The sequence below is a fragment of the Paenibacillus sp. FSL H8-0122 genome, from assembly GCF_038005345.1.
Lineage (GTDB): Bacteria > Bacillota > Bacilli > Paenibacillales > Paenibacillaceae > Paenibacillus_AQ.
Genome location: NZ_JBBOTB010000001.1, coordinates 2,614,234 through 2,635,342, shown reverse-complemented (window position 1 = coordinate 2,635,342; position 21,109 = coordinate 2,614,234). Strand labels below are relative to the sequence as shown.

Here is a 21,109-nt window from a genome sequence, read left to right as displayed (position 1 = left end):
AAGTATTCTCTATTCACTATCACAGAGTACTCCCTTGTCCCGGGAAAGAAAATGAATTATCCTATCTATTGACTGATCTATTATCTAAAAGGTGGAATTGTGTGTGATCACCCTGAAGCGGTGCGGTGCGAATGTGATTCATCCGGAGGGCATGACAATCGACCGCCCGGAGGGCTCCGGCGATTATGTCTTCGTATTCTTTCGAAGCAAGATGGAGCTGAGGCTTCAATCGCGGAGCATGTATGCTGAACCGAATACTTACATCATCTATAACAGAGACAGCCACTATTACTACAAGGATGTGGAGCTTCCGCTGGTGCATGACTGGTTCCATTTTGAGCTTGAGGGTGCGGATGCTTGGTTTAACCGCTTGAAGCTGCCGCTGGACACCTTAATGAAGGCCCATGACCCGCTCTATATCACCAGAAAAGTAAATGAGCTGCACTGGGAGAATCTGCAGAACGGCACCTTCCGCCAGGAGATTATCGACTCCATTATGCGCTGCCTGTTCATGAAGCTTAGCGATATGCGGCATCACGTAGAGGCCAGCCATAGGGTCAGCAGATACTATGATTCGTTCCTGATTCTGAGAAATGAAGTACTCAGCTCCCCCTCCATCTGGTATTCTGTCGAAGCACTGGCAGAGCGGATGAACATGAGCCCTTCCTATTTCCAGCAGATCTACAAGCAGATCTTCAGTATCCCGGTCGTCAGCGACATCATTCAGAACCGGCTGGGGCATGCGTCCTATTTACTGAAGAGCACCACGTATAGCGTCAGCCAGATTTCTGCGATTTGCGGCTATGAGAACGATGTCCATTTCATGCGGCAGTTCAAGAAGTTCATAGGACAGACGCCGAGTGAATATCGAGGGAAGGGCTGATGGCGAAGGAAGGCAGACCGGGGTTATTGGCTTGGATGAGCGGGATTAACGATTCCGTAATAAACCAAATCCTCATACGAATTAATCTTATGTATTTGATCTTTCAATGTGCCTTCATAGGTCATTCCGCACTTCTGCATAATTCTTCCTGAGGCCGGGTTGGAGGCGAAATGCCGGGCATAGACCTTGTGATACTTCTTTTCGGTAAAAGCAAATTCAATAACCGCCCGCGCAGCCTCGGTTCCATAACCATGCCCCCAATGGGCTTCGCCGATCCAATACCCGATTTCACCGTTATGATGGGACAGATGATTAGATAACCCAATCGCTCCATATAACCGGCCGTCTGCCTTGTCAGTGATAGCGAAGTCATACATCTTATCCAGGTCAAAGTTCTGTTCATGGTTCGCGATCCAGTCCACCGCACACTCTATTGGATAAGGATACGGAAGCGTCAAAGTACTTTTGTATATATTGTAATTGTTACAATGATAGCTGACATCCATTGCATCCGTTTGCTTAAACAAGCGCAGCAGTAACCGATCTGTTTCAATCGCCCGCTCGGCCCGGTGATATATCATTTAGACCCTCTCCCTATCAATTCATGACTCTCCTAAACAATTCATTTGGAGATGTTATATAAGACGCACTAAAGAAATTAACAAAAAAAGCAAAAGAAGTGGAGGGGAAATTTGGAACTGTAGGAGCGTAGCGTCCGCCTTTGTATTTGGATTTCTACCGCAAGAAGCGGTTCTAATTATGAAATCCAAATTGGGCAGCGGCCGGAGGGCCAAATGTTCACCGCAGCGACGACCATGCTTCAATTGCTAATCTTAAGTGCTTTTTTATAATCAAAAAATCCACATGATCACAACAACAATAAAAGCAATAACACCTACTGCAATTAACAGATCAGAGATCTGCCGCCAAAATCCCAAAGGCCCTTCACGATGAAGCTTCTGTTCATTGACGTCATGGTTGGCCTTGTGCCCGCCGGGATCAGTCGAATTCGCATGAGGTCCCGGATTGAAGAAATCAGTCATTACAATCGCCTCCCTTTCCCACAATTATACACCATTTAATCTCATTTATGGTAAACGAAAAGAATTTGATATAGCTTACATTTGAATTTTAGTTGGAAATATCCTATTTTAAAAAGATAGAGTTTCAGCAGTTAACGGAAGAGGTGAGCGCAGCGTGGCGGAAATACATGAATTGATGTCAGCGGGAACCCGGGGTTTGATCGTGGATAACTTCCTCCAGCTCATGGAGCAGGAAGGATTTCACAAGGTGAGCGTACGCCAGCTGGCGCTTAGAACACATATTAACAGGGGAACGTTCTATCTGCATTTTACGGATAAATACGATCTGCTGGAGCAGCTGCAGCGGGAAATACTGACAGGTCTGGAGCAGGTGATGGTTGTCAAAATCGTACGCGAAGAGATGTCCGGGCATTATCTGAAAGGCTTGCCCTATCCGCCCTTGGTGCATATCCTTGAGTATCTGCACCAGCACGGCGAGCGAATCCGCTTATTTCTCGGGGCTAAAGGGGATGCGGCATTTCCGGGGCAATTCAAGGAGGTTATCAAACGCAGCTTCTACCGGAAGCTGGAGATGAATGGCGTATTTGCCGGCCACCCGGCGGTTCCTCCGGAGTATCTCGCTGCGCATTCCGCATCCATTTTTCTCGGAATTACGGAAGAATGGCTGCACAGCGGGATGCCTTATACTCCGGAGGAGCTGGCGGTGATCTATAATGAAGTGTTATTCATGCAGTCGACTCTGATCGCTAAGGGTTAAATTGTAATCAGTACCTTACCACGGAGCTTACCGGCCTCGCTCATGGCATGTGCGGCAGCCAGCTCGGCCAGCGGCAGACGGCCGGTAATCCAGAGCTTCAGCTTGCCCGCATCCACCAGCTCTGCAACCCGCGTCAGCAGCGTGCGATCCTCTTGTGCAAACAGCCGGTGTGCCTTAACGCCAAGCTGCGCTGCCAGCATTTCGTCCGCAGGATTCACCGCCGAGATCAGCGCTCCTCCCTCTTTTAGCAGCGGCAGCCATGTATTAAGTACCTCTGTACTCTCAGGGGACAGATTGAGGATCAGATCTACCTTGTCCTTCAGCTTGTCCGTAACGCTCTCCCTGGTGTAATCAATAATCTCGTCAATCCCCAGCTCTTGAAGCATCGGCACACTGGCCGCTGAGGAAGTCCCTATGACATACGCCCCATGCTGCTTGGCGAATTGCACCGCATAGCTGCCTACCCCGCCAGCGGCTCCCGCAATCAGCACACGCCCGCCCTGCGGCAGATTACCATGATCGAATAACCCCTGCCATGCGGTTAAGACACCAATCGGCAGCGCAGCTGCATCGGATAACTCCAGGGAGGCTGGAGCGAACGCAGCATGATGCGCTTTGGTGACCACATATTCTGCGGCAGCACCGTCCCGGGACATATCGAGCGCAGCATAGACCTTGTCCCCCGGCTGAAAGTCCGTAACCTCTGCGCCTGCTGCTTCCACCGTACCCGACACCTCAAAGTTAGGAATGTAAGGAAATTCATGCGGGAAAAAGGCTTGCAGGTAGCCCTTGCGGATTTTGACATCTGCCTGATTGAACGCGGTCCCTGCCACCTTAATCAGAATCTCGTCCGCTGCGGGAACGGGAATCGGCGCATCCTCATACTTTAACTCTTCCAGCCCTCCAAATTGATGTATCCGAATCGCCTTCATATGTGTGGCTTCGTTCATTGCGATCACTCCTATAGATGAATTGGGAATCCTCGTACCGTTGAAGCAAGAGGTGTACTGTTCCTGTAACTCATTGTAGGGTTCAGCACAGGTGGATACAATCAACAATCAGGCCTCAAGTGTTCATTCTTCTCTCTAAGGGGTAGTAGAGTATAATGGCACAGGCATCCTTGATGAAACCTGCTACTGAAAGGAGACTACCTATGGACAATATGGATACGATCGATCTCGTCGCCATTCTGGCGCTGGTGCTGGTATTATTGCTCATGCTTAGCGTGTTCAGCCTGAAGCGGCGTGTGAACGAGCTGGAAGCCCGGCTCAATCAAAGAGATCCTTACGGAGGAATGCCCGCTGGCCCCTCCTTCAGCCGAACCAGCCATATTCCTGCGCCGATGTTCGTGCAGAACCCGGAGCTGGCACCGGACCTCGAGCGGAGAATCCACCTGCTGATAGCCGAGGGCAAGAAGATCCAGGCAATCAAGGTCGTGCGCGAAGCGCGGAATCTGGGCCTCAAGGAAGCCAAGGACTTCGTAGAGAACCTGGAACGGAGCGGGAACTTCCGCTGAGTGAACCATGTGTGAATGATCAAGAATGACCTCAGACTGCCACTGGACGGTGGAAGCTGAGGTCATTCTTGTGATGAAGCTCATACCGGCAATGAAGCTAAATATCCTTATTCATATAAATCCGCGAGGAAATCAGATAGGAGGCATAAATAATGATGAGGTATGCCAGCACGCCGATGAATACGAGCAGCATATTGTCTATTTTACCGTCCTGAACCCATTGAGCAAGAGCCGGAAATTCCTTATTCAGGCTTCCAAATGTAGTGAAACTCAGCATAATCACCATCATAAAGATGAAATTAACGATCTGCATCCCTTTTTGCCCCAGCCAGTAATATAGCGGCAGGTAGAAAGCGGCAAGCAGCGGGATAACAGCTGTAATCAGTCCCAGCTCTCTCCAGCGCAGCGGTTCGTCCAGCTTGCCCATCTGTACAGCAACAAAGTACATCACAAGGGTACAGATCAGGCTGAACAGGGAAAGTGGAATGATCGTCAGATACTTGGCTTGAATCAGCCGCTGCCTTGGCACCGGCAACGTGGCCAGAAACTTCTGGTTGTTATGCTGCATATCAATCGTACAGGCGTTAATCAGTAACAATAGTGCCGGCAACAACGAGAATACCGTATAGGCTTGTGCATTGGAATATAACATAAGCACAAAATAGGGAATCAGCAGCAGAGCGAACTTCCGGGTAAGCATGAAGTCTTTACGGATCAGCGCGATGGAATTATGCATGGGCTTCATCCCCTTTTACCGTATAATACATAATCTCTTCCAGCGTAGGTGTCTCGCAGATTGCGGTGTCCCTGAAGTAACGTTCGCCCTCCGCACGATTGCTGATCAGCCCCTCGAAGCCCAGCCCGTTCTCCCTCAGCCCCACGAACCACCGCCGGACATCCCGGTCCAGCAGCTCCTTCCCGCCTTTGACCAGCAGATAGCGCTCGCTCAGACTCTCCTTCATTTCATTGAACACAATCCGTCCCTCATTAATGAATACAATATAATCGGCAATCCGGTCCAGATCCGTAGTGTTATGAGTGGAGAACAGAATCGACTTCTTCTCATCCTGGATATGCTCGCTGAGCAGCTCCAGCATCTCCCGGCGAAAAATCGGATCAAGCCCCGAAGTAGGCTCATCCATAATCAGCAGATCGGCACCATGGGACAAGGCTACGGCGAGTGAGAATTTGATTTTCATCCCCTTCGACAAGTCCTTAATCTTCTTGCCTGGAGACAGCTTGAACTGCTCCTGAAATCTCAGATATGTATCGTTGTTCCAACCGGGATAGAACGGAGCAATAATATTCTTCATCTGCTTCACGGTCATATGCTCATAATAGAAGCTCTCATCCGAGACGTAGCCGATCCGCCCCCGAATCGCAGCCTGCTCCTGACGGTTGTTCTGGCCGAAGACCCGGATGTCCCCTTGATCCTGCGAGATTAAGCCCATCATCAACTTGATCATTGAGGTCTTGCCTGCACCATTCGGGCCGATCAGCCCGGTAATGTAACCCTCCTTAATCGATAACGAAATATCCTTCAGCTCAAAACGGTCGTAGCTCTTCGTTACATGGTCCAGCTCAATTACAGTACTCATTCCTGTTCCTCCTCATAGAGCAGCTTCAGCATCTCCGCGAGTTCAGCGTATTCCATGCCCAGTTGTCTGCTCTCGTCAATAATATCCTTCAGCTTGCCCTCTACCATCCGCAGCCGCTGTTCCCGGATATATTCCTGATCGGCCCCGGAGACAAAAGACCCCTTGCCGACAATCGAGTTGATCAGCCCCTCCCGCTCCAGCTCCTCATAAGCCCGCTTGGTGGTAATGACGCTAATCTGCAGCTCCTTCGCCAGTAAGCGGATCGATGGCAGGGGCGTACCCGAGACCAGCTCGCCTTGGAGAATCATCTGGCGGACCTGTCCCACAATCTGGGCGTAGATTGGTTCGCCAGATGTACTTGATATCACGATATTCATGCAGCAGCATCAGCTTCCTTTGTGTTTGTTGTAACTAGTGTATATATGTAATATATACACTATGTCCAGTTGTGTCAATCTCTTAATGTCATCCCCTTAATTAGCCGATCATTCCCTGAGACCGCAGAAAGTGGTATACGATCTCACTCTGCAGCCTTACTCTTAAGGCGTAATCCAAGCTCCAGCAGGTCTCTACGGTCACCGCCCGGGCACCGAGCAGGCGCTGGAAGGCCATCCGTGAAGTTCCTGCACGCTCCCTATGCCGTATGTTGAAGCGGTAAGCTCTATTCGTGATCGTCTGATTCATCCGCATCACAATTTGCTTCGCCAGTCCATGCGCCCGGCTGACCGGGCTGATGATCAAGGTCTGGCCGACCCGCTTCGGATTCAGCTCGGACAACCCGTTCGCCTCATGCAGATCCAGTACCCACGAGGGACGGTAGCGCAAGGCAAGCTGCCATACGGCTGCCGACAATGGATGACGGGCCGGGGCGCCTTGTCCGCGCGGGAAGGTACGGTTCAGGTCGGGCTTCCCGCGAATCCCCTTGCGCCGTGCGATTTGATTCACCAGCGGGACGATAATCAGCTTTCCTGAACGCAGCATCAGATCTCCCCGGCTGAACCGGCTGGCGATGCCTTGCGCTGCACGGCTGCTCGCCGGCTCATTGCCATGAACACCGGAGATGATCATGAATACAGGTCCGGGGACGCCGCTGCTAATGACATAATAAGGTGTGGCATAGGGCGTTCCTGCCGCCAGCGTATGCTTCTCTACAGACACTGTGGTTCACCTCGCTCTGGATGATGTGGATCATGTGGATGATGGTATACAAGATTCTGGACAGCACCAACGGTTACTCTGTAATGTATGCGGATTACCTGCGGGGGATTGGACGAATAGGACAGCAAAATAACCCCACAAAGTGGAGCTTTAGCGTAGGTGATGACTCAGGTACTTTGCGGGGGCCTCAAAACATATAAAGCCGGACAAGTCCAATATGGACTCATCCGGCTTTATCTCTGGATGCACGCTAATACTAGCGTGTGTTAATAAAATACGACCTGGTTCTTCCCGGCGGACTTTGCTTCATAAAGAGCCTTCTCCGCCTTGGCAATGAAGTCAGACGGGCGGTCAGAGGGAACAGGTACCTTCAACAGGCCGCCTATGCTTACAGTGACCACACCCTCCTCTTCAAACCGGTCACGGGGAATCTGCAGATCAGAGACACCTTGACGGACGGATTCGGCTAATTGCTCCGCCTGGGAGGCGGACGCACCCGTCATTGTGAGGATGAAGTTCGCCCCGCTGAAGCGGGCCACGAAGGTGCCATGCGTGATGCTGATGATATTCAGTACATCGGCTACCGACTGGATGCAAAGATCGCCGCCCTTCAGCCCGTGCACCGCATTATAGGAATGGAAATCGTCGATATCAATCGACAGCAATAGCAAGGGTTCCCGGGTATTCAGCGTATCCTCCCAGCGCTGATCCAGCTCATGCACAAGGGCCTGGCGGTTCGGAAGATCGGTTAGTGAATCGGTCGTCAGATAGCTTTGCATCTGATTGGCCGCATCGGTATAGGCTTCGCCCTTCGCCTCTACACCGGTTCCTGCATTAAGGACCGCCATAATGGACGGTCTGCCGCCATGAATAACCGAAGCCAGACTCAGGCTTATCTCCAGCACTTGCCCGTTCCCGCTCATGAATTGGCCCTGATCGGATACGAACTGGGTCACATTCTGGCTCAGGTCTGAGAAGTGCTGCTTCAGATTTGGCCGGTAGGACTCCTGCACATAGTTCAGGAACGGCTGCCCGATGAGTGATTTGCCCTTCTCTTCACCCATCAGCTCTACTGCGCGGTTATTGCAGTAGGCAATCACATCATCGGTAATCATGAAGAAGGCTACGGGAGACAGGTCCATCAATTGCAGATACCGCTGTTCATTATGACGCAGACTGCGGGCGTTCTGCAGGGCCTGCTCTTCCGCCTGACGCAGCTGGTTCTCGGTCTGTCCGCGCAGTATAGATTTGAGCTGCGGCAGAATGTTAAGATGCTGCTCTCTCCACGGAAGTGAGGTGGACTGAACTACCTGCCGCCATTTCTCAAAGGACTTGCGGGGCGACAATCGCATTCCGTCATTCTCCTGAATGACAGCCTTAGCCGGATCTCCGGCCCAGTCCACTATCTCCACCACCTCAGGTCTGAACCAGATCATGTAATTCTGATGTCCTGGAGTGAGAGCGAGATAGATGACACCGGAGGCTTTATTCTTGTAAGCTTTGGCTGATTCATATTCCAGACTGAGCCTGGAGGTGCAGTATGTGTAATCCTTCGACTTCCCTGCCAGCCAGCCGGCAAGCTCCCGCACCTGCTCCTGGGAGGGTGCTACTCCGAACAGCATCAGCTTGTCCTGATAACACACGGCTGCGCCGGAAGCCTCCATCATCCCCAGTAGCGTCTGCTCTTCATCTCCGAGCTGTTCAATCACCCGGGAAGAGCTGACGTTACCTGTGAAAATATCGACAATTCTCATCGCCTTGGTCCGCAGCTCCAGCTCCGTCTGATAGTTATCTAGCTGCTGACGCTGGTACAGTTCACTGGAGAAGAAGGCGCCCAGGAAATTACACAGATTACGGATACGGTGCGGGACATACTTGGGAGAATAGTGATGACAGGTGATCAGTCCCCAGAGCTTGTTATTATTGATCAGCGAGATGGTGGTCGTTGCGCCTACCCCCATATTCTGCAAATACTCAATATGGAGCGGAGACACACTGCGGAGGATGGACAAGCTGAGGTTCAAGGGCTTACCGGTAAGCGGCTGCAGCACCGGGGTGATCGGAACCGGAAGATAGTTCACATCGACGATTGTCCGCAGCCAGTTGCGCAGATACAGCTCACGTGCCTGCTTCGGAATGTCAGACGCAGGATAATGATGGCCAAGGAACGGTTCCAGTCCTTCTTCCTTGGCTTCCGCAATCACCTTGCCGTTCCACTGCTCATCGAACTCGTAGATCATGACCCGGTCATAGCCGAGCATCTCCTTAACCTGCTCTGCGGCGGCCTGGCTGGCTTCCAGCCGGTTCGCCGTATGCTTCAGCCGTCCGAAGAAGGTGCGAATCCAGTCGAAATCATTGGTGCTGTCGCTCTGATCGATGGAGGCAGGCTCCAGTTCAACGATCATCAGACCTTCACTTTCGTGAATGATGCAGAAGAAGTCCTGCGGCTCACCCGCGACTTCAATCTGTAAGACAATATATTGCAAATCGGCTGTTTCTTTCGCATTCACGCTGCGGATAAGCAGCATCTCCAACTGATCCGGGCCTACCAGGTCAGCCATAGGCGTTCCTAACAGGGCTTCAGCATCTGTTCCCAGTAACTTATCCGTATTCAGACTGGTCTGGACAATCCTATGGGCTGTGTCCTGAGTTACGGCCAGCAATACGCCATGCGGCTGAATAAGCCCGGGAATATGGATGGGCTCCTTCTCGCAGTTATTAAGATCCACAGATTCCTTGGGGTCCAGCCCGGCTTCGTTCAGCAGGGTCCGGTTCAGCGGTTGATTCTCATGTTCTATATTAAAATCTGACATAGGTATATAGCCTCCATTGAAGTAAATGATTTCTAAGCTGTTTTGGCGTAGGTTCATTCTATCTTACTTTGGGCAGCAATAACAAACATAAGTTTGGTCCGCACAGCCTGTTTTGACTTGTATTACATACTTGGAATAATTATGTATAATATGGACGGATAGAGCATAACCTGTGACAGCTAATCCATTCCTATACTCCGAGGTGACCGTAATGCGGCGAACTACACGTTCAGGGAGAGAGATTGTTTCTTTTCTGCTCAGCGCCTTCTCCATACTAATCATTGCGTTCTTCGTGATCCGCTATGTGCTTCAGACCGTTTCATTCGCACCTTAACAGCCTGCCCACGCAAAAAGGAGCATTTGGGGGAAATGCTCCTCTTCGGCTTGCACATACCAAGTATTAGGTTGCACTTCCGGAAGAACTTTAATCCGAAAGTCTTACCAATAATTTACCTTAAAAACCTCAATAATACAAGTATTTCCTTCTATTCCAGTGAAAATGTGACTAATTCATAATTGCGCTTCGCCGCTTGGCTGCGCATCCGGGGATTTGAGGCACAGCGGGCTTTGCCGCCTGATCTATACGCCCGTTATAATGAACCTACTCTGCGCAGAGAATAACGAAAAAGAAGGAATATCCACATGGATGCTAATCCCCTGTTACAGCGCAAGACCGCACAATTTACACATCTCGTTACCGAAGGCACTCATTATGAGGTCGGACGCGCCTTGGGCGCCCATCATAAGAATAACTCCGCCATGCTATCCTTCATGTCCTCCCCCTTCATGGGAGCCTCCCCGCTGACTCCCTATGCTGCGGACAAAGCCATGGAGAGCTTCGAGCGCTACTGCCCCGGCTTGAATGAAGAAATTCAAGGCTTCGCCGATGAGACCGGCGTAGAGGCTGCCCATGTCGTATTCTATTATTCCTATTTTCAGGCACCGGGCCACTGCACACAGGCAGCCTACCGAACTGGAGCAAGTGGGGAACAGAGAGGACATATCTGTCATATGCGTAATTATGATTTTGGCTGGGAGGATGAGCCTTATAATCAGCTGCTGCTCAGCACAACCAGGGTGAAGGGCAAAGCGGCGCATACAGGCTTTGCGCTGCAGCTGTTTGGGCGTTATGACGGGATGAATGAGGCAGGACTTACCGTAACCACCACCTCGGGGAGAGTCCGGCCGGAGATGACCGGGGAGGGCTTTATTTTTCCAGGCGTAGTCCGGGCCTTGCTGGATCAATGTACTACTGCGGAAGAAGCGGCTCAGCTTATGCGCAGCATGCCGGTGGCCGACTACAGAAACTTCCTGATCTCTGACGCCCAAGGGAACATCGCCCTTGTAGAGACGGCTGGTACTGAGAAAGCGATCCAGTATCATCCGGCTGCTGCCAGCTTAAGCGCAAGCCAGCTTGTGCTCTCCGCGAACCATTACACCCTGCCCTCCATGCAGCTACATAATCAGCAAGTCATGGAGAACTCATGGACCAGATATGATGCGCTGCGGGCAGCACTTCTGGACGACAACACTCCTATCCATCCTGTAGAAGCCATGAAAGCTGCCGCAGGACGCGAATATCCCGAAGGAATCTGCTGTCACCATTACAGCGAAGGCTTAGGCACCTTATGGTCCATGGTCTGTGACAATACAGCCCGTGAGCTGCATATCTGCTTCGGTTCCCCGCAGCTGAACGGCTGGAGAACCTTCGGGTTTCATGACCCGGCGGGAATGCGTGTATACGAGGCAGTGCTGCCGGACAAGCCGTCCGCAGAGGGATTCTGGAACCGTCCCAGGTAAGCTCCCTCTTACTCTTGCTGCTGTAACACTCTCTGTAAAATAGACTGCACAAACGCGGTCTTCCCGTCACAATACGCATCAATGTCATAACGGTACTCTTCAGCCAGCCGCTGCTTGACCGCCTGATATTCCTCACGGGCAGCGGGATGGCTGCGCAGATAATCTCGGAACCGAATATGCTCCACGTAACCCTTGCCGTCCTTAGGGCATACATAGAGATGGTATTTCATGAATCCGTCATCCTGGTTGCTCTTGAAGGCTTCCCGGCCCTCGATGCCCAGATTGCCCTGATGCTCATAACCGAACGCCTGCAGTCTGCGGATGATCTCCGGCAGCTGGTCATAGCTCTCCATCACCAGATCGATATCAATCACGGGCTTGGCCCATAGCCCTTCAATTGAGGTGCTGCCCACATGCTCAGACCGGATAATCAGATCTCCCGCGATCTCCAGCATCCGCTTCTCAATTCTGCTATATTCCGCCTTCCAGGCCGGATCATATGGAACCACTTCTACAAACTTGGTCTTCTCAGCCATAATCCCTCTCCTCCTTCAGCTATAACCTAGACCCGCCACTGGAATAAAATACAAACCACTATCTCATACTAACCCACAGAGACGGAGGTGAACAGTATGCCCAAGAATAGTGCGGACCCGAAGCATGACCGTGCAGATAACCGTGCCGATTCAAAAAACAACCAGCAGAACCACTCCAGCATCAGCGAAATCCCCCAGATGGTAACTCCTGATAAAGCGGCAGATGTCGTGCCGAGCCTTAACGGGGTGACCAAGAACGAGAGCTGATTTCCGGTTTGATCTGCCCGCAGACCAGGCTTCTCCCTCCGGCAACAGAGGCGGAAGTCTGGTCTTTTGTCCATGCGCTATAGTTCTACAATAAGTCTAATGATAGAATAATAGAATCCTATTAATAATGACGGAAAGAGTGGACATATGCGAATTGGATTTTTTGACTCCGGAATTGGCGGGTTAACCGTGCTTCATCAGGCGCTTAAGCTCTTGCCGCAAGAGGACTACCTCTTCTATGCAGATACAGACCATGTGCCCTATGGGGAGAAGACGAAAGACGAAGTCAGGGAGTACATCCTGCAAGCGGTGGAATTCATGGCCAAGCAGCATATCAAAGCGTTGGTTATCGCTTGTAACACAGCCACCAGCATCGTGATCGAAGAGCTGCGGCAACGGTATGACTTTCCGGTCCTCGGGATCGAGCCGGCAGTCAAGCCTGCGGTTGAACAATCGGAGGGTAAGCAGAAGAAGGTGCTGGTACTCGCCACCCGCTTAACGCTGCAGGAGAAGAAGTATCATGATTTGGTGCACCGTATCGATCACGGGGAGATTGTAGACAGTCTGCCGCTTCCCGGGCTGGTTCAGTTTGCGGAGCATTTTGATTTTGACGAAGAGAGAATTATTCCCTATCTGAAAAGAGCGCTGGCACACTTGGACCTTAAGCGGTACAGCACGGTGGTCCTTGGATGTACCCATTTCCCCTACTTCGAGGGAAGCCTGCGGAAGATATTCCCCGAAGGGGTGAACTTCATCTCCGGCAGTCTCGGAACCGCCAGGCATCTGAAGCAGATTCTTCTAGCAGGGGGCCGGATCAATGAGGGGACGGGCGATATCCTTTTTTACAGGTCCAGTGTCCTGGTAGATGATCCTGCAATTTTATCTGAATATAAGCGCCTGTTCAAGCGTCTGGATGACATTGAACAATCTATTAATCTGAGCAAAAAGGAGTGATCCCGCATGAGTCACTATACAGCCATAATGGAGAAATTACGCCGGAATCCGCTGAAAAATGTTACGCTGCTCAAAATGATGACGGCTTATCACGCTCAGATCGACAGCGTACTGATTGAACAGCAGGAGGAGTGGGGCGTGCTGCTGCTTATGCCTGCCGCAATCTTCGGCTATGATCACCGGACCTACCCGGAGGCTGACACCGTTGTGCTGATGGACTACAGCAGTCCTGAGGTCTTCCCTGCCCTGCTGAAGCGGTTGCCGCGGGACGCCAACCTGGTCTTCAAGCTTCAGGAGGATGCGTACCGTCAGGCGCTGGAACCCTATTTCACGCTGCGGCGGGTCCGTAGTCTCTATTCTTATTCTTCGGCCGAAGGCCAGGGGTTCAGCGCAGATGAGGCCTGCATGGTCAGTGAAGCTATCGATGAACGGCTGCTGCCGCTGTGGATGGCGAATGATTATTCGCTAGAGGAGATCACGCAGTATTTTGCAGACGGGGCGTTCGCTGTGACGTTATTTGACGGGGATACGCCACTCAGTACATGTATGGTGTACCGCAATGAGGAACGAATCTGGGAGATTGGCGGTGTGCGTACCATAGAAGCTGCCAGACAGCGAGGCTTGGCACAGCGCGTAGTCCGCACAGCAGTCTTCCACACTCTGCAACGGGGCTACATTCCCAGGTACCAGGTGCTGGAGAACAACCTCGCCTCCATCCGCCTCGCCGAATCCATTGGCCTTACCCGCGCTGTTACGCTGGAGCACTGGGTTAATTATTGATGGATTGAATTAGTGTAATCAACCATATCTACAGGAGGCAGACTATGCAAGCAAGCGAAAAGTACGTTTACCACATTGTAACCCGGAAGAAGATGGCCCTGAATCAAATCATTAATTTTGACAACCAGCAAAAAAACACCTTGTATCGCTTCTTTTTTGAGCAAGAACAGTTGAATGCCAAAGGGGAAGACGTTATTCAAATCCTGCACGGCAATTATACTGAGGACGGTTTGAAATTGGATAAAGAGGATGCAGATGTTACGGTTAAGTATGCGGAGCAGACCATCCGAGCGGTTCGAGAGGTGATCGTTGAAATGGTAAGGCTACAGGAACATCCTGAGTATCCTTCACGTTTGTCTTGCTTATACGCAGCGAAGAGCTATGAAGACGCCCTGATGTGGAAAAGCATATTCGATTCGTATCACCGGAAAGTGCTGCAGATCGTGAAACTTAAGGTCACTGGAGCTATTTTTGAAGGGGACGGCAGTCTATTGCCCAAGGAAGACGGGGCCCCATTCTCCCGTAAAATCGAACAAGCCAGAGAATACTGGAAGGGTAATCTCAATAACGCGCTTCCAGAGCTGTTGATCAACGGAAGAATCGAAGTGGCAGACATCCTCACAGAGTACCCTTGCTCCTAAGAATGCTGATGCTCTCCTGCTGGCGGTACTCCGTCGGGGTAAGGTTGTATTTCTTGCGGAACATTTGGGTAAAATGGCGCATGTCCTGGTATCCTACCCGCTCCGCAATATCGGCCAGCTTCAGCCCCGGATTCAGTAGTAATAGCTTCGCCTGCTCCAGCCGCAGCGAGGTGACATATTCCTTGTACCCCTGCCCCGTCTTCTGCTTGAACAGCTGGCTGAAATACGCCGGATTCAGGAACACCACCGAAGCGATTCGCTCCAGCGACAGCTCCTCGTAGAAATGCTCCTTAATGTAGTGCAGCGCTACTTCAATCGCCTTCTCTCCACTCCCCTTGAGCGGCTCAAGCGGCGGCCCCTGGAAGGCCGAAGCTTCCCGCATCCGCTTCACGATCTGCGGCACCGTATGGAAGTCACAGCTCAGCCCGGAATAGATGATCTGAAAAGGGATTTTCAAATAATGCGTCAGATGCGTCTTCACCTCCTCCTGGAACTGCTCTACCCGGACACTCTCGCCCGGTGTGATCAGGCCCAGCAGATTCTGCCGGTCATAGTTGACCACGAAGCCCCGCCCATACCGCTCGATCAGCTCGGAGAGAACATTCTCAACAATGAAATGCTCCAGCCGGGCGCTCTGATCCCCCGCCTCCAGCTGAACCATCACCAGATAGAAGGAGTGATAATCTTCAATGAACGCGTCGATGTCCAGATTCCCGATATCCAGCCCGGAGGCCAGCCGCTGAAAAACCCCCTCGCGCAGGAACCGCAGACTGGCCTTCAGCCGCTCGCCTTGCCGCGAGAGCTGGTTATCCTGCTGGATTTCGCTTGTCAGGCTGTCGATCAGCTCGGTCAGCTTATGCTTGCCGATCGGCTTCAGCAGATAGTCGCGCGCACCCAGCCGGACCGCTTCCTGGGCGTAGGAGAATTCGCTGTGGGCAGAGATGACAATCCATTTCACGTACGGATACCGGCGTTTCGAGATTTTCATGAATTCCAGCCCGTTCATGCCCGGCATCAGAATATCCGTCAGCACGATATGGATATGCTGCTCCTCCAGGATCTTCACCGCTTCCTCCGCCCGGTCGGCTACGAACACCTGATGCTCCGCACTAATCTGCTTAATCGTGCGCTTGATCCCTTCACGGATGGCCCGTTCATCATCGGCTATAAGAATATTCATCCCGGCATCTCTCCTTCCACTGGAATAGGCAGCACGATCGCCACCTGCGTCCCCTCACCGGGGAAGCTCTGAATCTGCAGACCATAGCCCTCCCCGAACATGAACCGCAGGCGGCGGTGCAGGTTCTGGAGTCCGATCCCGCTTTTGCCGCCTTCTCTGCCACTGGAGCCCGAACTATCCGGACTATCCACATTCAGCGACTTCTGTAGCCTTGCAAGCTGCTCCCTATTCATTCCGTCTCCGTTATCCTCCACGATTAGCTCAAGGTGGTCGCTCTCTTGCCGGGTGTATACCTTAAGAATCCCCTGACGCGAGAGCGGCTCCAGTCCATGCTTGACCGCATTCTCAATGACCGGCTGCACCGTCATCTTCGGTACTCTTATGTTCAACCAGCGTTCATCAATATCTGTCACAATTACGAGGCGGCCCTCCAGACGGATCGAGATAATCTTCAGGTAATGCCCGATCTGCTCCAGCTCCTCACTCAGGCTTACATCTGCCCCGTCCTCCCACTGGCTGCTGTAACGGAACATAGATGACAGCGACAGCACCAGCTCACCAAGCTGTTCATTACCCTCCTCATCCAGCATCCAGTAGATCATATCCAGCGTATTGTAGAGAAAATGCGGGTTCACCTGGGACTGCAAAGCGTGCAGCTCCGCATTCTTCTCGCTGACCGAAGAGAGCTTGACCCGTTCAATCAGCTCCTCGATCCGCCGGACCATCCGGTTGAAGGAAGCGACCAGAATATTAATCTCCTGATAAGAGGACACGTTGACCAGCCCGCGGAAATTACCGACCTCCACCTGCCGCATCTCGCGGATCAGCTTCTTCAGCGGCGAGGAGATGGTCTGTGACACAATCGAGGCAATCAGCGTGGAGACGAAGATCAGCGCCGAGATCACGATCAGCAGATACCGCTTCATCTCCACCAGCTCTACATTCAGATCCTTGTCAGGGGTAATACTCATGATCCACCAGCCCGAGAAGCTCAGCTTCGAGGCCACAACCAGTTGTCCGTCTTTCTGCTGAACCATCATATCCTGCGTATCCGGTAACTTCGGTAAGGCTGCTGCGTCCGGCTGCGGGTCCGTGGCCGAGGTGACAAACCGTCCGTCCGGGGACATCAGGTAGACCTGACTGTGCCCGCCCAGCTTCAGATTCTCCAGAGCCTCCAGCACCGGCTGCGGGTCGGTCTCATACAGCACGATGCCGATCGGCTTATGCTCATTCAGATCATAGAGCTGCCGCCCGAAGGCGAAGACCGGACTGTCCTCCACCTGGTCGATCAGGGAGTGCGGATACACGCCGAGCCAGACCATTTTGCCCGAAGACGCCTCTAGCTGCCTGTACCAATCCTCCTGCGCATACTCCGGGTCCACCACATTCATAGAATTGCCGTAATTATAGATCTTGCCCCTGTCCGTAATCACATGGATGCCCACCAGATCGTCCCGCGAATAAAAAATCGAGCCGATAATATTCGTCACCGTCTGTTCATTGATATACGCCACCGCCGGCCCGTCCGTCTTCTCGTTAATGAGCCGAATCATCTCAAAGTTATTGCTGAGCGACTTGGACAAAGCGTCATACCCTTTATAGAGAAGCGTAAATAATCCTGCGGTCTGGGCGACATTCTTACGTGACAACTCGCTGATCTTCTCATGCAGTTGATCCGTAGTCCGGTTATAGTACAGCAGGCTGACAATAAGCAGAATACTGGACATGCAAAAAAGAAACAGCAAGAACAACCGATGATGAATGGAATGAAAGCCGATCTTCATAGACTCTCCCTCCCCTTTCCCGCACCCTGCTCTGCCGTTTCCTATTATAGAACCTTTCCATTTTTATGCAATGAGGGAATTTGCCGGCTTGCAGCTTATCCCTTCACCGCTCCGGCCACCATCCCTTTGGTAATCTGATTCGACAGGAAGAAGTAGATTAGAATCACCGGCAGCGCGCCCATCACCAGGAAGGCCCCGATATTGCCGTAATTGACCGAATACTGGCTGACGAAGGTGTAGACGCCGAACGGCAGGGTCTTCAGCTTCTCCGATGAGATGAACGTGGCGGCCAAGATATACTCATTCCAGATGTTGATGAAGGTTAAGATACAGACAGTCATGACAGGCGGCACGGACACCGGCAGGATGATGCTGCGGAAGATCCGGTACACGCTCGCCCCGTCGATGAACGCCGATTCTTCTATCTCATGTGGAATGGCTCTCATGAAGCCGCTCAATATGAACACGGCGATGGGTGTTGAGAATGCGATGTACGGCAGAATCAGCGACAAGTGGGTGTTGAGGATCGTCATATTTTTGAAAATAATCATCAGCGGCAGCAGCGTGGCCTGCATCGGGATCATCATCCCCATCAGAAAAATGGTCATCACCGCATTGCCATACTTCCAGCGGAACCGGGAGATCGCATAGGCCGCCATTGAGGCCAAAACAATCACACAGATCATCGTAACCGCGGTGACGAACACGCTGTTCGAGAGGTACTTCAGATAGCTGCCTGAGGTGTAAGCCTCATAGTAGTTATGCCACTGCAATTTATGGGGCAAAGAAAAGAAGCTTCCGTCCAGAATCTCCTCATTCGTCTTCAGGGAATATAACAGCAGCCACAGCAGCGGGTAGAGCTGGGTAATGACAGGAATGGCAAAAAGAAGATACACGATTGCTTTTTTGAGCTTACGCATGGTCCGCGCACTCCTTTGTTAGTTAAATTTTCGCTCCAGCCGGTTGAAGATGGTGTTGATCATCCCGGTGAAGATCAGACAGACAACAACCAGGAAGGTCGCAATCGCACTGCCGTAGCCATATTTGAAGGACAGGAACGAGCTGTTGTACATATGGGTGGAGATGACATCCGTAGCATGTGCGGGCCCGCCGCCAGTCATGACCATGACCAGATCGAAGGCCTGCAGAGAGCCGATGAACGCCAGAATGATCGATATTTTGAAAATAGGCACGATCAGCGGGAGGGTGATATAACGGTCGGCCTTGAAGCCGTCCGCTCCGTCGATTTTGGCCGCTTCATAGAGCTCATCAGGGATATTCTGCACCCCGGTATACTGGATCAGCAGATGATAACCGAAGTATTGCCACAGCGATACAAGATACAAGGCGTACATGGCAATAGCAGGCTCCGTCAGCCAGTTGTGGGTCCAGCTCTCCAAGCCCAGGGAGACGAGCACACCGTTCAGCATCCCCCCCATGGAGGTGGGGTTGTAGATCGTTTTCCAGAGTTGTCCGATAATGACGACCGAGAGAATAACCGGCGTGAAGTAGATCGACACCAGCGTGTTGCCCTTACGCACATAGCGGTTCAGCAGAATCGCCATCCCCAGACAGAGCGGAATCTCCAGCATTGAGGCTACCGCATACAGCAGGGTTCTCCGTACAGAGGGCCAGAACACCGGATCATGCCAGAACATATCCTTGAAGTTGCCGAAGCCGACAAACTGCGCAGAGGACAGTCCGTCCCACTTCAGCAGGCCTGTAATGAACGAGACCAGGATGGGAACAAACACCAGACCGACGTACAAGAGCAGACAAGGCACTATGAAGGCAGCGATTGTGCGTGCCGGCACCTTAAGAACTTTCATCTTTCCCGCCTCCTATCAAGCAGATTCTGTATCTGTTAATCCGATTAATCATTAATGTAATTAATTCAATAAAAGGCATAACAAACCCGATGCGAAGCAAGCAGGATGAAGCGGCTTCGCATCGGGAAGAGTGCTGATGGACAGGTTATTTGTTGGCTTCAAAAGCAGCCTGATGCTCCTTCGCTACTGCGGCGGAATCCATCTTCTGCACGAACAGGTTCTGAATGCTGCTGAGGTGGACCTGTGCGGTTGCAGGGTTCATGGTGTTATCGAACGCCAGGTCGCCGCCCTTCACTTGGTTGAACAGTCCGGCAATGTTCACTGCCAGATCGGAATAACCGGCAGCCTTGAGGTCGCCGTCCACCTTTTGGCCGATCCCTACAGCGTTCTTCAGCTCAAATTGCTTCTTGGGATACTGGGTGCCGAAGTAGTTGAGGAAGTCCTTGGTTTCCTGCAGATGCTCGCTGTTCGCCGATACCGCGAAGGCGCTGCCGGGGGCCAGCATGAATTCGTTAGGGTCGCCTTTGCCGTTCACCGTCGGGAACTGGAAGGCTCCCACTTTACCGGCTACCGGAGAAGCATCAATGGCACCGGTCTCCCAGGAACCGATGGACCACATGGCAGCTTTGCCTGTTTTGAAAATATTCCCGCCCGCATTGGCGTCAATAGAGGTTGCGCCGTCAGGGAAAGCACCCGCTTGAACCAACGCCTGGAACGCGTCAACCGCTTCGATGAACGCAGGGTCTTCAAAGGTCTTTTTGCCGTCCAGCACATCCTTCAGGAAGCCAGGGCCGCCGTTGGTGCGCAGCAGAATGTTCATGAACAGGAACGAGCCGGTCCAGGAATCCTTTTCGCCGATCGCCAGCGGGGTGATGCCCTTGTCCTTCAGGATCTTCACATCCTTCAGCATCTCCTCGAAGGTAGTCGGAGGAGCAGCAATGCCGGCCTGGGCGAACAGGTCTTTATTGTAGTAGACGACTTCAATGTTGTTGCCGTCGGGGATGGCATACACATTATTGTCGAAGCTGTAGTAGTCGAGGAGGCCCTTCTGGTACGTGTCCTTCAGGCCATTCTGATCAAGCATATCGTTCAGCGGAGCGAACAACCCTGCATCGACGAACGGTTTCATTTGTGCTGCCGGGTTCACGATGGTGATGTCCGGCACTTCTTTGGAGGCCGCCTGTGTCTTCAGCTTCACCTTCTGCTGGTCCGTGTTCAGCGTGTCCAGTTCAATTTTCACATTGGGATGCTCTTTCATGTACGCGTCGGTCAGTTCACGGATCATTTTGTAATTGGGCGTTGCGGGATCGGGGTAGATGTTCTGGAAGGTAAGCGTTACCTTTTTATCGCTCGGTGCGTCTGTTGCAGCGGCATTTCCGCTGCCTGTGGCGGCGTTCGGTGCGGCGGTGTCCTTCTTATCCGCCCCTGTGTTGCTGTTCGAATTCCCGCATGCGGCAAGGCTTAATGCCATCACTGCGGTGAAAGCGATGGTGGCTGTCTGCTTCATTTTTCTTTTGACCATAAATGAATGCCCCCTATAACGTGATAAGCTAATTATCATCGCGCAGAG

At 52.1% G+C, this 21,109-nt stretch carries 23 protein-coding genes; 9 read left to right on the top strand and 14 right to left on the bottom strand.

Annotation, left to right across the window (positions count from 1 at the left end; all coding sequences use genetic code 11):
• The first annotated feature begins 103 nt into the window (after positions 1-103).
• Positions 104-883, top strand: coding sequence for a helix-turn-helix domain-containing protein (locus NSS64_RS11660; protein ID WP_341140169.1), 780 nt, complete (start codon positions 104-106; stop codon positions 881-883).
• A gap of 23 nt (positions 884-906) precedes the next feature.
• On the opposite strand, the gene NSS64_RS11655 is transcribed toward NSS64_RS11660, so the two are convergent.
• Complete coding sequence (locus tag NSS64_RS11655) at positions 907-1,464, bottom strand: GNAT family N-acetyltransferase (RefSeq protein ID WP_341140168.1); 558 nt, start codon at positions 1,462-1,464, stop codon at positions 907-909.
• Between the two features lie 270 nt (positions 1,465-1,734).
• Complete coding sequence (locus NSS64_RS11650; protein WP_341140167.1) at positions 1,735-1,926, bottom strand: hypothetical protein; 192 nt, start codon at positions 1,924-1,926, stop codon at positions 1,735-1,737.
• Positions 1,927-2,080: 154 nt separating this feature from the next.
• Here NSS64_RS11650 and NSS64_RS11645 point away from each other — a divergent pair, with 154 nt between their 5' ends.
• Positions 2,081-2,683: a TetR/AcrR family transcriptional regulator gene (locus tag NSS64_RS11645; RefSeq protein ID WP_341140166.1), complete on the top strand. Its 603-nt coding sequence runs from the start codon at positions 2,081-2,083 to the stop codon at positions 2,681-2,683.
• On the opposite strand, the gene NSS64_RS11640 is transcribed toward NSS64_RS11645, so the two are convergent.
• Complete coding sequence (locus tag NSS64_RS11640; RefSeq protein WP_341140165.1) at positions 2,680-3,633, bottom strand: NADP-dependent oxidoreductase; 954 nt, start codon at positions 3,631-3,633, stop codon at positions 2,680-2,682. The genes NSS64_RS11645 and NSS64_RS11640 overlap by 4 nt on opposite strands.
• 203 nt (positions 3,634-3,836) lie before the next feature.
• Between NSS64_RS11640 and NSS64_RS11635 the strand changes: the two genes are divergently transcribed.
• A complete protein-coding gene (locus tag NSS64_RS11635) occupies positions 3,837-4,199 on the top strand; it encodes a 50S ribosomal protein L7/L12 (RefSeq protein ID WP_341140164.1) in 363 nt (120 codons plus the stop codon).
• 97 nt (positions 4,200-4,296) lie between these two features.
• Here NSS64_RS11635 and NSS64_RS11630 read toward each other — a convergent pair whose 3' ends face one another.
• The 5 genes from NSS64_RS11630 to NSS64_RS11610 form a co-directional block, all read right to left on the bottom strand.
• Complete coding sequence (locus NSS64_RS11630; RefSeq protein WP_341140163.1) at positions 4,297-4,935, bottom strand: ABC-2 transporter permease; 639 nt, start codon at positions 4,933-4,935, stop codon at positions 4,297-4,299.
• Positions 4,928-5,797, bottom strand: coding sequence for an ABC transporter ATP-binding protein (locus NSS64_RS11625; RefSeq protein WP_340940478.1), 870 nt, complete (start codon positions 5,795-5,797; stop codon positions 4,928-4,930). The genes NSS64_RS11630 and NSS64_RS11625 overlap by 8 nt, the downstream gene beginning before the upstream one ends.
• Positions 5,794-6,174, bottom strand: coding sequence for a GntR family transcriptional regulator (locus NSS64_RS11620; protein WP_340940476.1), 381 nt, complete (start codon positions 6,172-6,174; stop codon positions 5,794-5,796). Before NSS64_RS11620 ends, NSS64_RS11625 begins: the two co-directional genes overlap by 4 nt.
• Positions 6,175-6,274: 100 nt before the next feature.
• Positions 6,275-6,955 (bottom strand): succinylglutamate desuccinylase/aspartoacylase family protein, encoded by a 681-nt coding sequence (locus tag NSS64_RS11615; protein ID WP_340940475.1) that lies wholly within the window; start codon positions 6,953-6,955, stop codon positions 6,275-6,277.
• Positions 6,956-7,221: 266 nt separating this feature from the next.
• A complete protein-coding gene (locus tag NSS64_RS11610; protein ID WP_341140162.1) occupies positions 7,222-9,768 on the bottom strand; it encodes a diguanylate cyclase domain-containing protein in 2,547 nt (848 codons plus the stop codon).
• 211 nt (positions 9,769-9,979) lie between these two features.
• On the opposite strand from NSS64_RS11610, the gene NSS64_RS11605 reads away from it, so the two are divergent.
• Together NSS64_RS11605 and NSS64_RS11600 are read left to right on the top strand one after the other, a co-directional pair.
• Positions 9,980-10,102 carry a hypothetical protein gene (locus tag NSS64_RS11605; RefSeq protein WP_341140161.1) on the top strand — a complete coding sequence of 41 codons (123 nt, stop codon included), beginning with the start codon at positions 9,980-9,982 and terminating at the stop codon, positions 10,100-10,102.
• Between the two features lie 308 nt (positions 10,103-10,410).
• A complete protein-coding gene (locus tag NSS64_RS11600; RefSeq protein WP_341140160.1) occupies positions 10,411-11,568 on the top strand; it encodes a C45 family peptidase in 1,158 nt (385 codons plus the stop codon).
• A gap of 8 nt (positions 11,569-11,576) precedes the next feature.
• On the opposite strand, the gene NSS64_RS11595 is transcribed toward NSS64_RS11600, so the two are convergent.
• Positions 11,577-12,104: a GrpB family protein gene (locus NSS64_RS11595; protein ID WP_341140159.1), complete on the bottom strand. Its 528-nt coding sequence runs from the start codon at positions 12,102-12,104 to the stop codon at positions 11,577-11,579.
• Positions 12,105-12,200: 96 nt separating this feature from the next.
• Between NSS64_RS11595 and NSS64_RS11590 the strand changes: the two genes are divergently transcribed.
• From NSS64_RS11590 to NSS64_RS11575, 4 genes are all read left to right on the top strand, one after another.
• Complete coding sequence (locus tag NSS64_RS11590; protein ID WP_341140158.1) at positions 12,201-12,371, top strand: hypothetical protein; 171 nt, start codon at positions 12,201-12,203, stop codon at positions 12,369-12,371.
• Positions 12,372-12,518: 147 nt separating this feature from the next.
• A complete protein-coding gene (gene murI, locus NSS64_RS11585) occupies positions 12,519-13,325 on the top strand; it encodes a glutamate racemase (protein ID WP_341140157.1) in 807 nt (268 codons plus the stop codon).
• Positions 13,326-13,331: 6 nt separating this feature from the next.
• On the top strand, positions 13,332-14,105 hold the full coding sequence (locus tag NSS64_RS11580) for a GNAT family N-acetyltransferase (RefSeq protein ID WP_341140156.1): 774 nt from the start codon (positions 13,332-13,334) through the stop codon (positions 14,103-14,105).
• Positions 14,106-14,149: 44 nt separating this feature from the next.
• A complete protein-coding gene (locus NSS64_RS11575; RefSeq protein ID WP_341140155.1) occupies positions 14,150-14,746 on the top strand; it encodes a DUF2441 domain-containing protein in 597 nt (198 codons plus the stop codon).
• Here the strand turns inward: NSS64_RS11575 and NSS64_RS11570 are convergent.
• From NSS64_RS11570 to NSS64_RS11550, 5 genes are all read right to left on the bottom strand, one after another.
• Positions 14,724-15,926, bottom strand: a complete 1,203-nt coding sequence (locus NSS64_RS11570) for a response regulator (protein WP_339257161.1) — start codon at positions 15,924-15,926, stop codon at positions 14,724-14,726. The two genes, NSS64_RS11575 and NSS64_RS11570, sit on opposite strands and share 23 nt — an antisense overlap.
• Positions 15,923-17,710 carry a cache domain-containing sensor histidine kinase gene (locus tag NSS64_RS11565; protein WP_341140154.1) on the bottom strand — a complete coding sequence of 596 codons (1,788 nt, stop codon included), beginning with the start codon at positions 17,708-17,710 and terminating at the stop codon, positions 15,923-15,925. The genes NSS64_RS11570 and NSS64_RS11565 overlap by 4 nt, the downstream gene beginning before the upstream one ends.
• Positions 17,711-17,805: 95 nt before the next feature.
• A complete protein-coding gene (locus NSS64_RS11560) occupies positions 17,806-18,630 on the bottom strand; it encodes a carbohydrate ABC transporter permease (RefSeq protein WP_341140153.1) in 825 nt (274 codons plus the stop codon).
• An 18-nt stretch (positions 18,631-18,648) separates the two neighbouring features.
• A complete protein-coding gene (locus NSS64_RS11555; protein ID WP_341140152.1) occupies positions 18,649-19,539 on the bottom strand; it encodes a carbohydrate ABC transporter permease in 891 nt (296 codons plus the stop codon).
• A 145-nt stretch (positions 19,540-19,684) separates the two neighbouring features.
• Positions 19,685-21,061, bottom strand: a complete 1,377-nt coding sequence (locus NSS64_RS11550) for an extracellular solute-binding protein (RefSeq protein WP_341140151.1) — start codon at positions 21,059-21,061, stop codon at positions 19,685-19,687.
• Between the last annotated feature and the right edge of the window lie 48 nt (positions 21,062-21,109).

What these genes read in the sequence shown, in the direction of transcription:
- NSS64_RS11550 (WP_341140151.1), bottom strand. Translation starts at nt 21,061, where the DNA reads ATGGTCAAAAGAAAAATGAAGCAGACAGCCACCATCGCTTTCACCGCA.
- NSS64_RS11560 (WP_341140153.1), bottom strand. Translation starts at nt 18,630, where the DNA reads ATGCGTAAGCTCAAAAAAGCAATCGTGTATCTTCTTTTTGCCATTCCT.
- NSS64_RS11605 (WP_341140161.1), top strand. Translation starts at nt 9,980, where the DNA reads ATGCGGCGAACTACACGTTCAGGGAGAGAGATTGTTTCTTTTCTGCTC.
- NSS64_RS11655 (WP_341140168.1), bottom strand. Translation starts at nt 1,464, where the DNA reads ATGATATATCACCGGGCCGAGCGGGCGATTGAAACAGATCGGTTACTG.
- NSS64_RS11590 (WP_341140158.1), top strand. Translation starts at nt 12,201, where the DNA reads ATGCCCAAGAATAGTGCGGACCCGAAGCATGACCGTGCAGATAACCGT.
- NSS64_RS11650 (WP_341140167.1), bottom strand. Translation starts at nt 1,926, where the DNA reads ATGACTGATTTCTTCAATCCGGGACCTCATGCGAATTCGACTGATCCC.
- NSS64_RS11630 (WP_341140163.1), bottom strand. Translation starts at nt 4,935, where the DNA reads ATGCATAATTCCATCGCGCTGATCCGTAAAGACTTCATGCTTACCCGG.
- NSS64_RS11570 (WP_339257161.1), bottom strand. Translation starts at nt 15,926, where the DNA reads ATGAATATTCTTATAGCCGATGATGAACGGGCCATCCGTGAAGGGATC.
- NSS64_RS11610 (WP_341140162.1), bottom strand. Translation starts at nt 9,768, where the DNA reads ATGTCAGATTTTAATATAGAACATGAGAATCAACCGCTGAACCGGACC.
- NSS64_RS11635 (WP_341140164.1), top strand. Translation starts at nt 3,837, where the DNA reads ATGGACAATATGGATACGATCGATCTCGTCGCCATTCTGGCGCTGGTG.
- NSS64_RS11625 (WP_340940478.1), bottom strand. Translation starts at nt 5,797, where the DNA reads ATGAGTACTGTAATTGAGCTGGACCATGTAACGAAGAGCTACGACCGT.
- NSS64_RS11580 (WP_341140156.1), top strand. Translation starts at nt 13,332, where the DNA reads ATGAGTCACTATACAGCCATAATGGAGAAATTACGCCGGAATCCGCTG.
- NSS64_RS11595 (WP_341140159.1), bottom strand. Translation starts at nt 12,104, where the DNA reads ATGGCTGAGAAGACCAAGTTTGTAGAAGTGGTTCCATATGATCCGGCC.
- NSS64_RS11565 (WP_341140154.1), bottom strand. Translation starts at nt 17,710, where the DNA reads ATGAAGATCGGCTTTCATTCCATTCATCATCGGTTGTTCTTGCTGTTT.
- NSS64_RS11555 (WP_341140152.1), bottom strand. Translation starts at nt 19,539, where the DNA reads ATGAAAGTTCTTAAGGTGCCGGCACGCACAATCGCTGCCTTCATAGTG.
- NSS64_RS11640 (WP_341140165.1), bottom strand. Translation starts at nt 3,633, where the DNA reads ATGAACGAAGCCACACATATGAAGGCGATTCGGATACATCAATTTGGA.
- NSS64_RS11575 (WP_341140155.1), top strand. Translation starts at nt 14,150, where the DNA reads ATGCAAGCAAGCGAAAAGTACGTTTACCACATTGTAACCCGGAAGAAG.
- NSS64_RS11620 (WP_340940476.1), bottom strand. Translation starts at nt 6,174, where the DNA reads ATGAATATCGTGATATCAAGTACATCTGGCGAACCAATCTACGCCCAG.
- NSS64_RS11600 (WP_341140160.1), top strand. Translation starts at nt 10,411, where the DNA reads ATGGATGCTAATCCCCTGTTACAGCGCAAGACCGCACAATTTACACAT.
- murI (WP_341140157.1), top strand. Translation starts at nt 12,519, where the DNA reads ATGCGAATTGGATTTTTTGACTCCGGAATTGGCGGGTTAACCGTGCTT.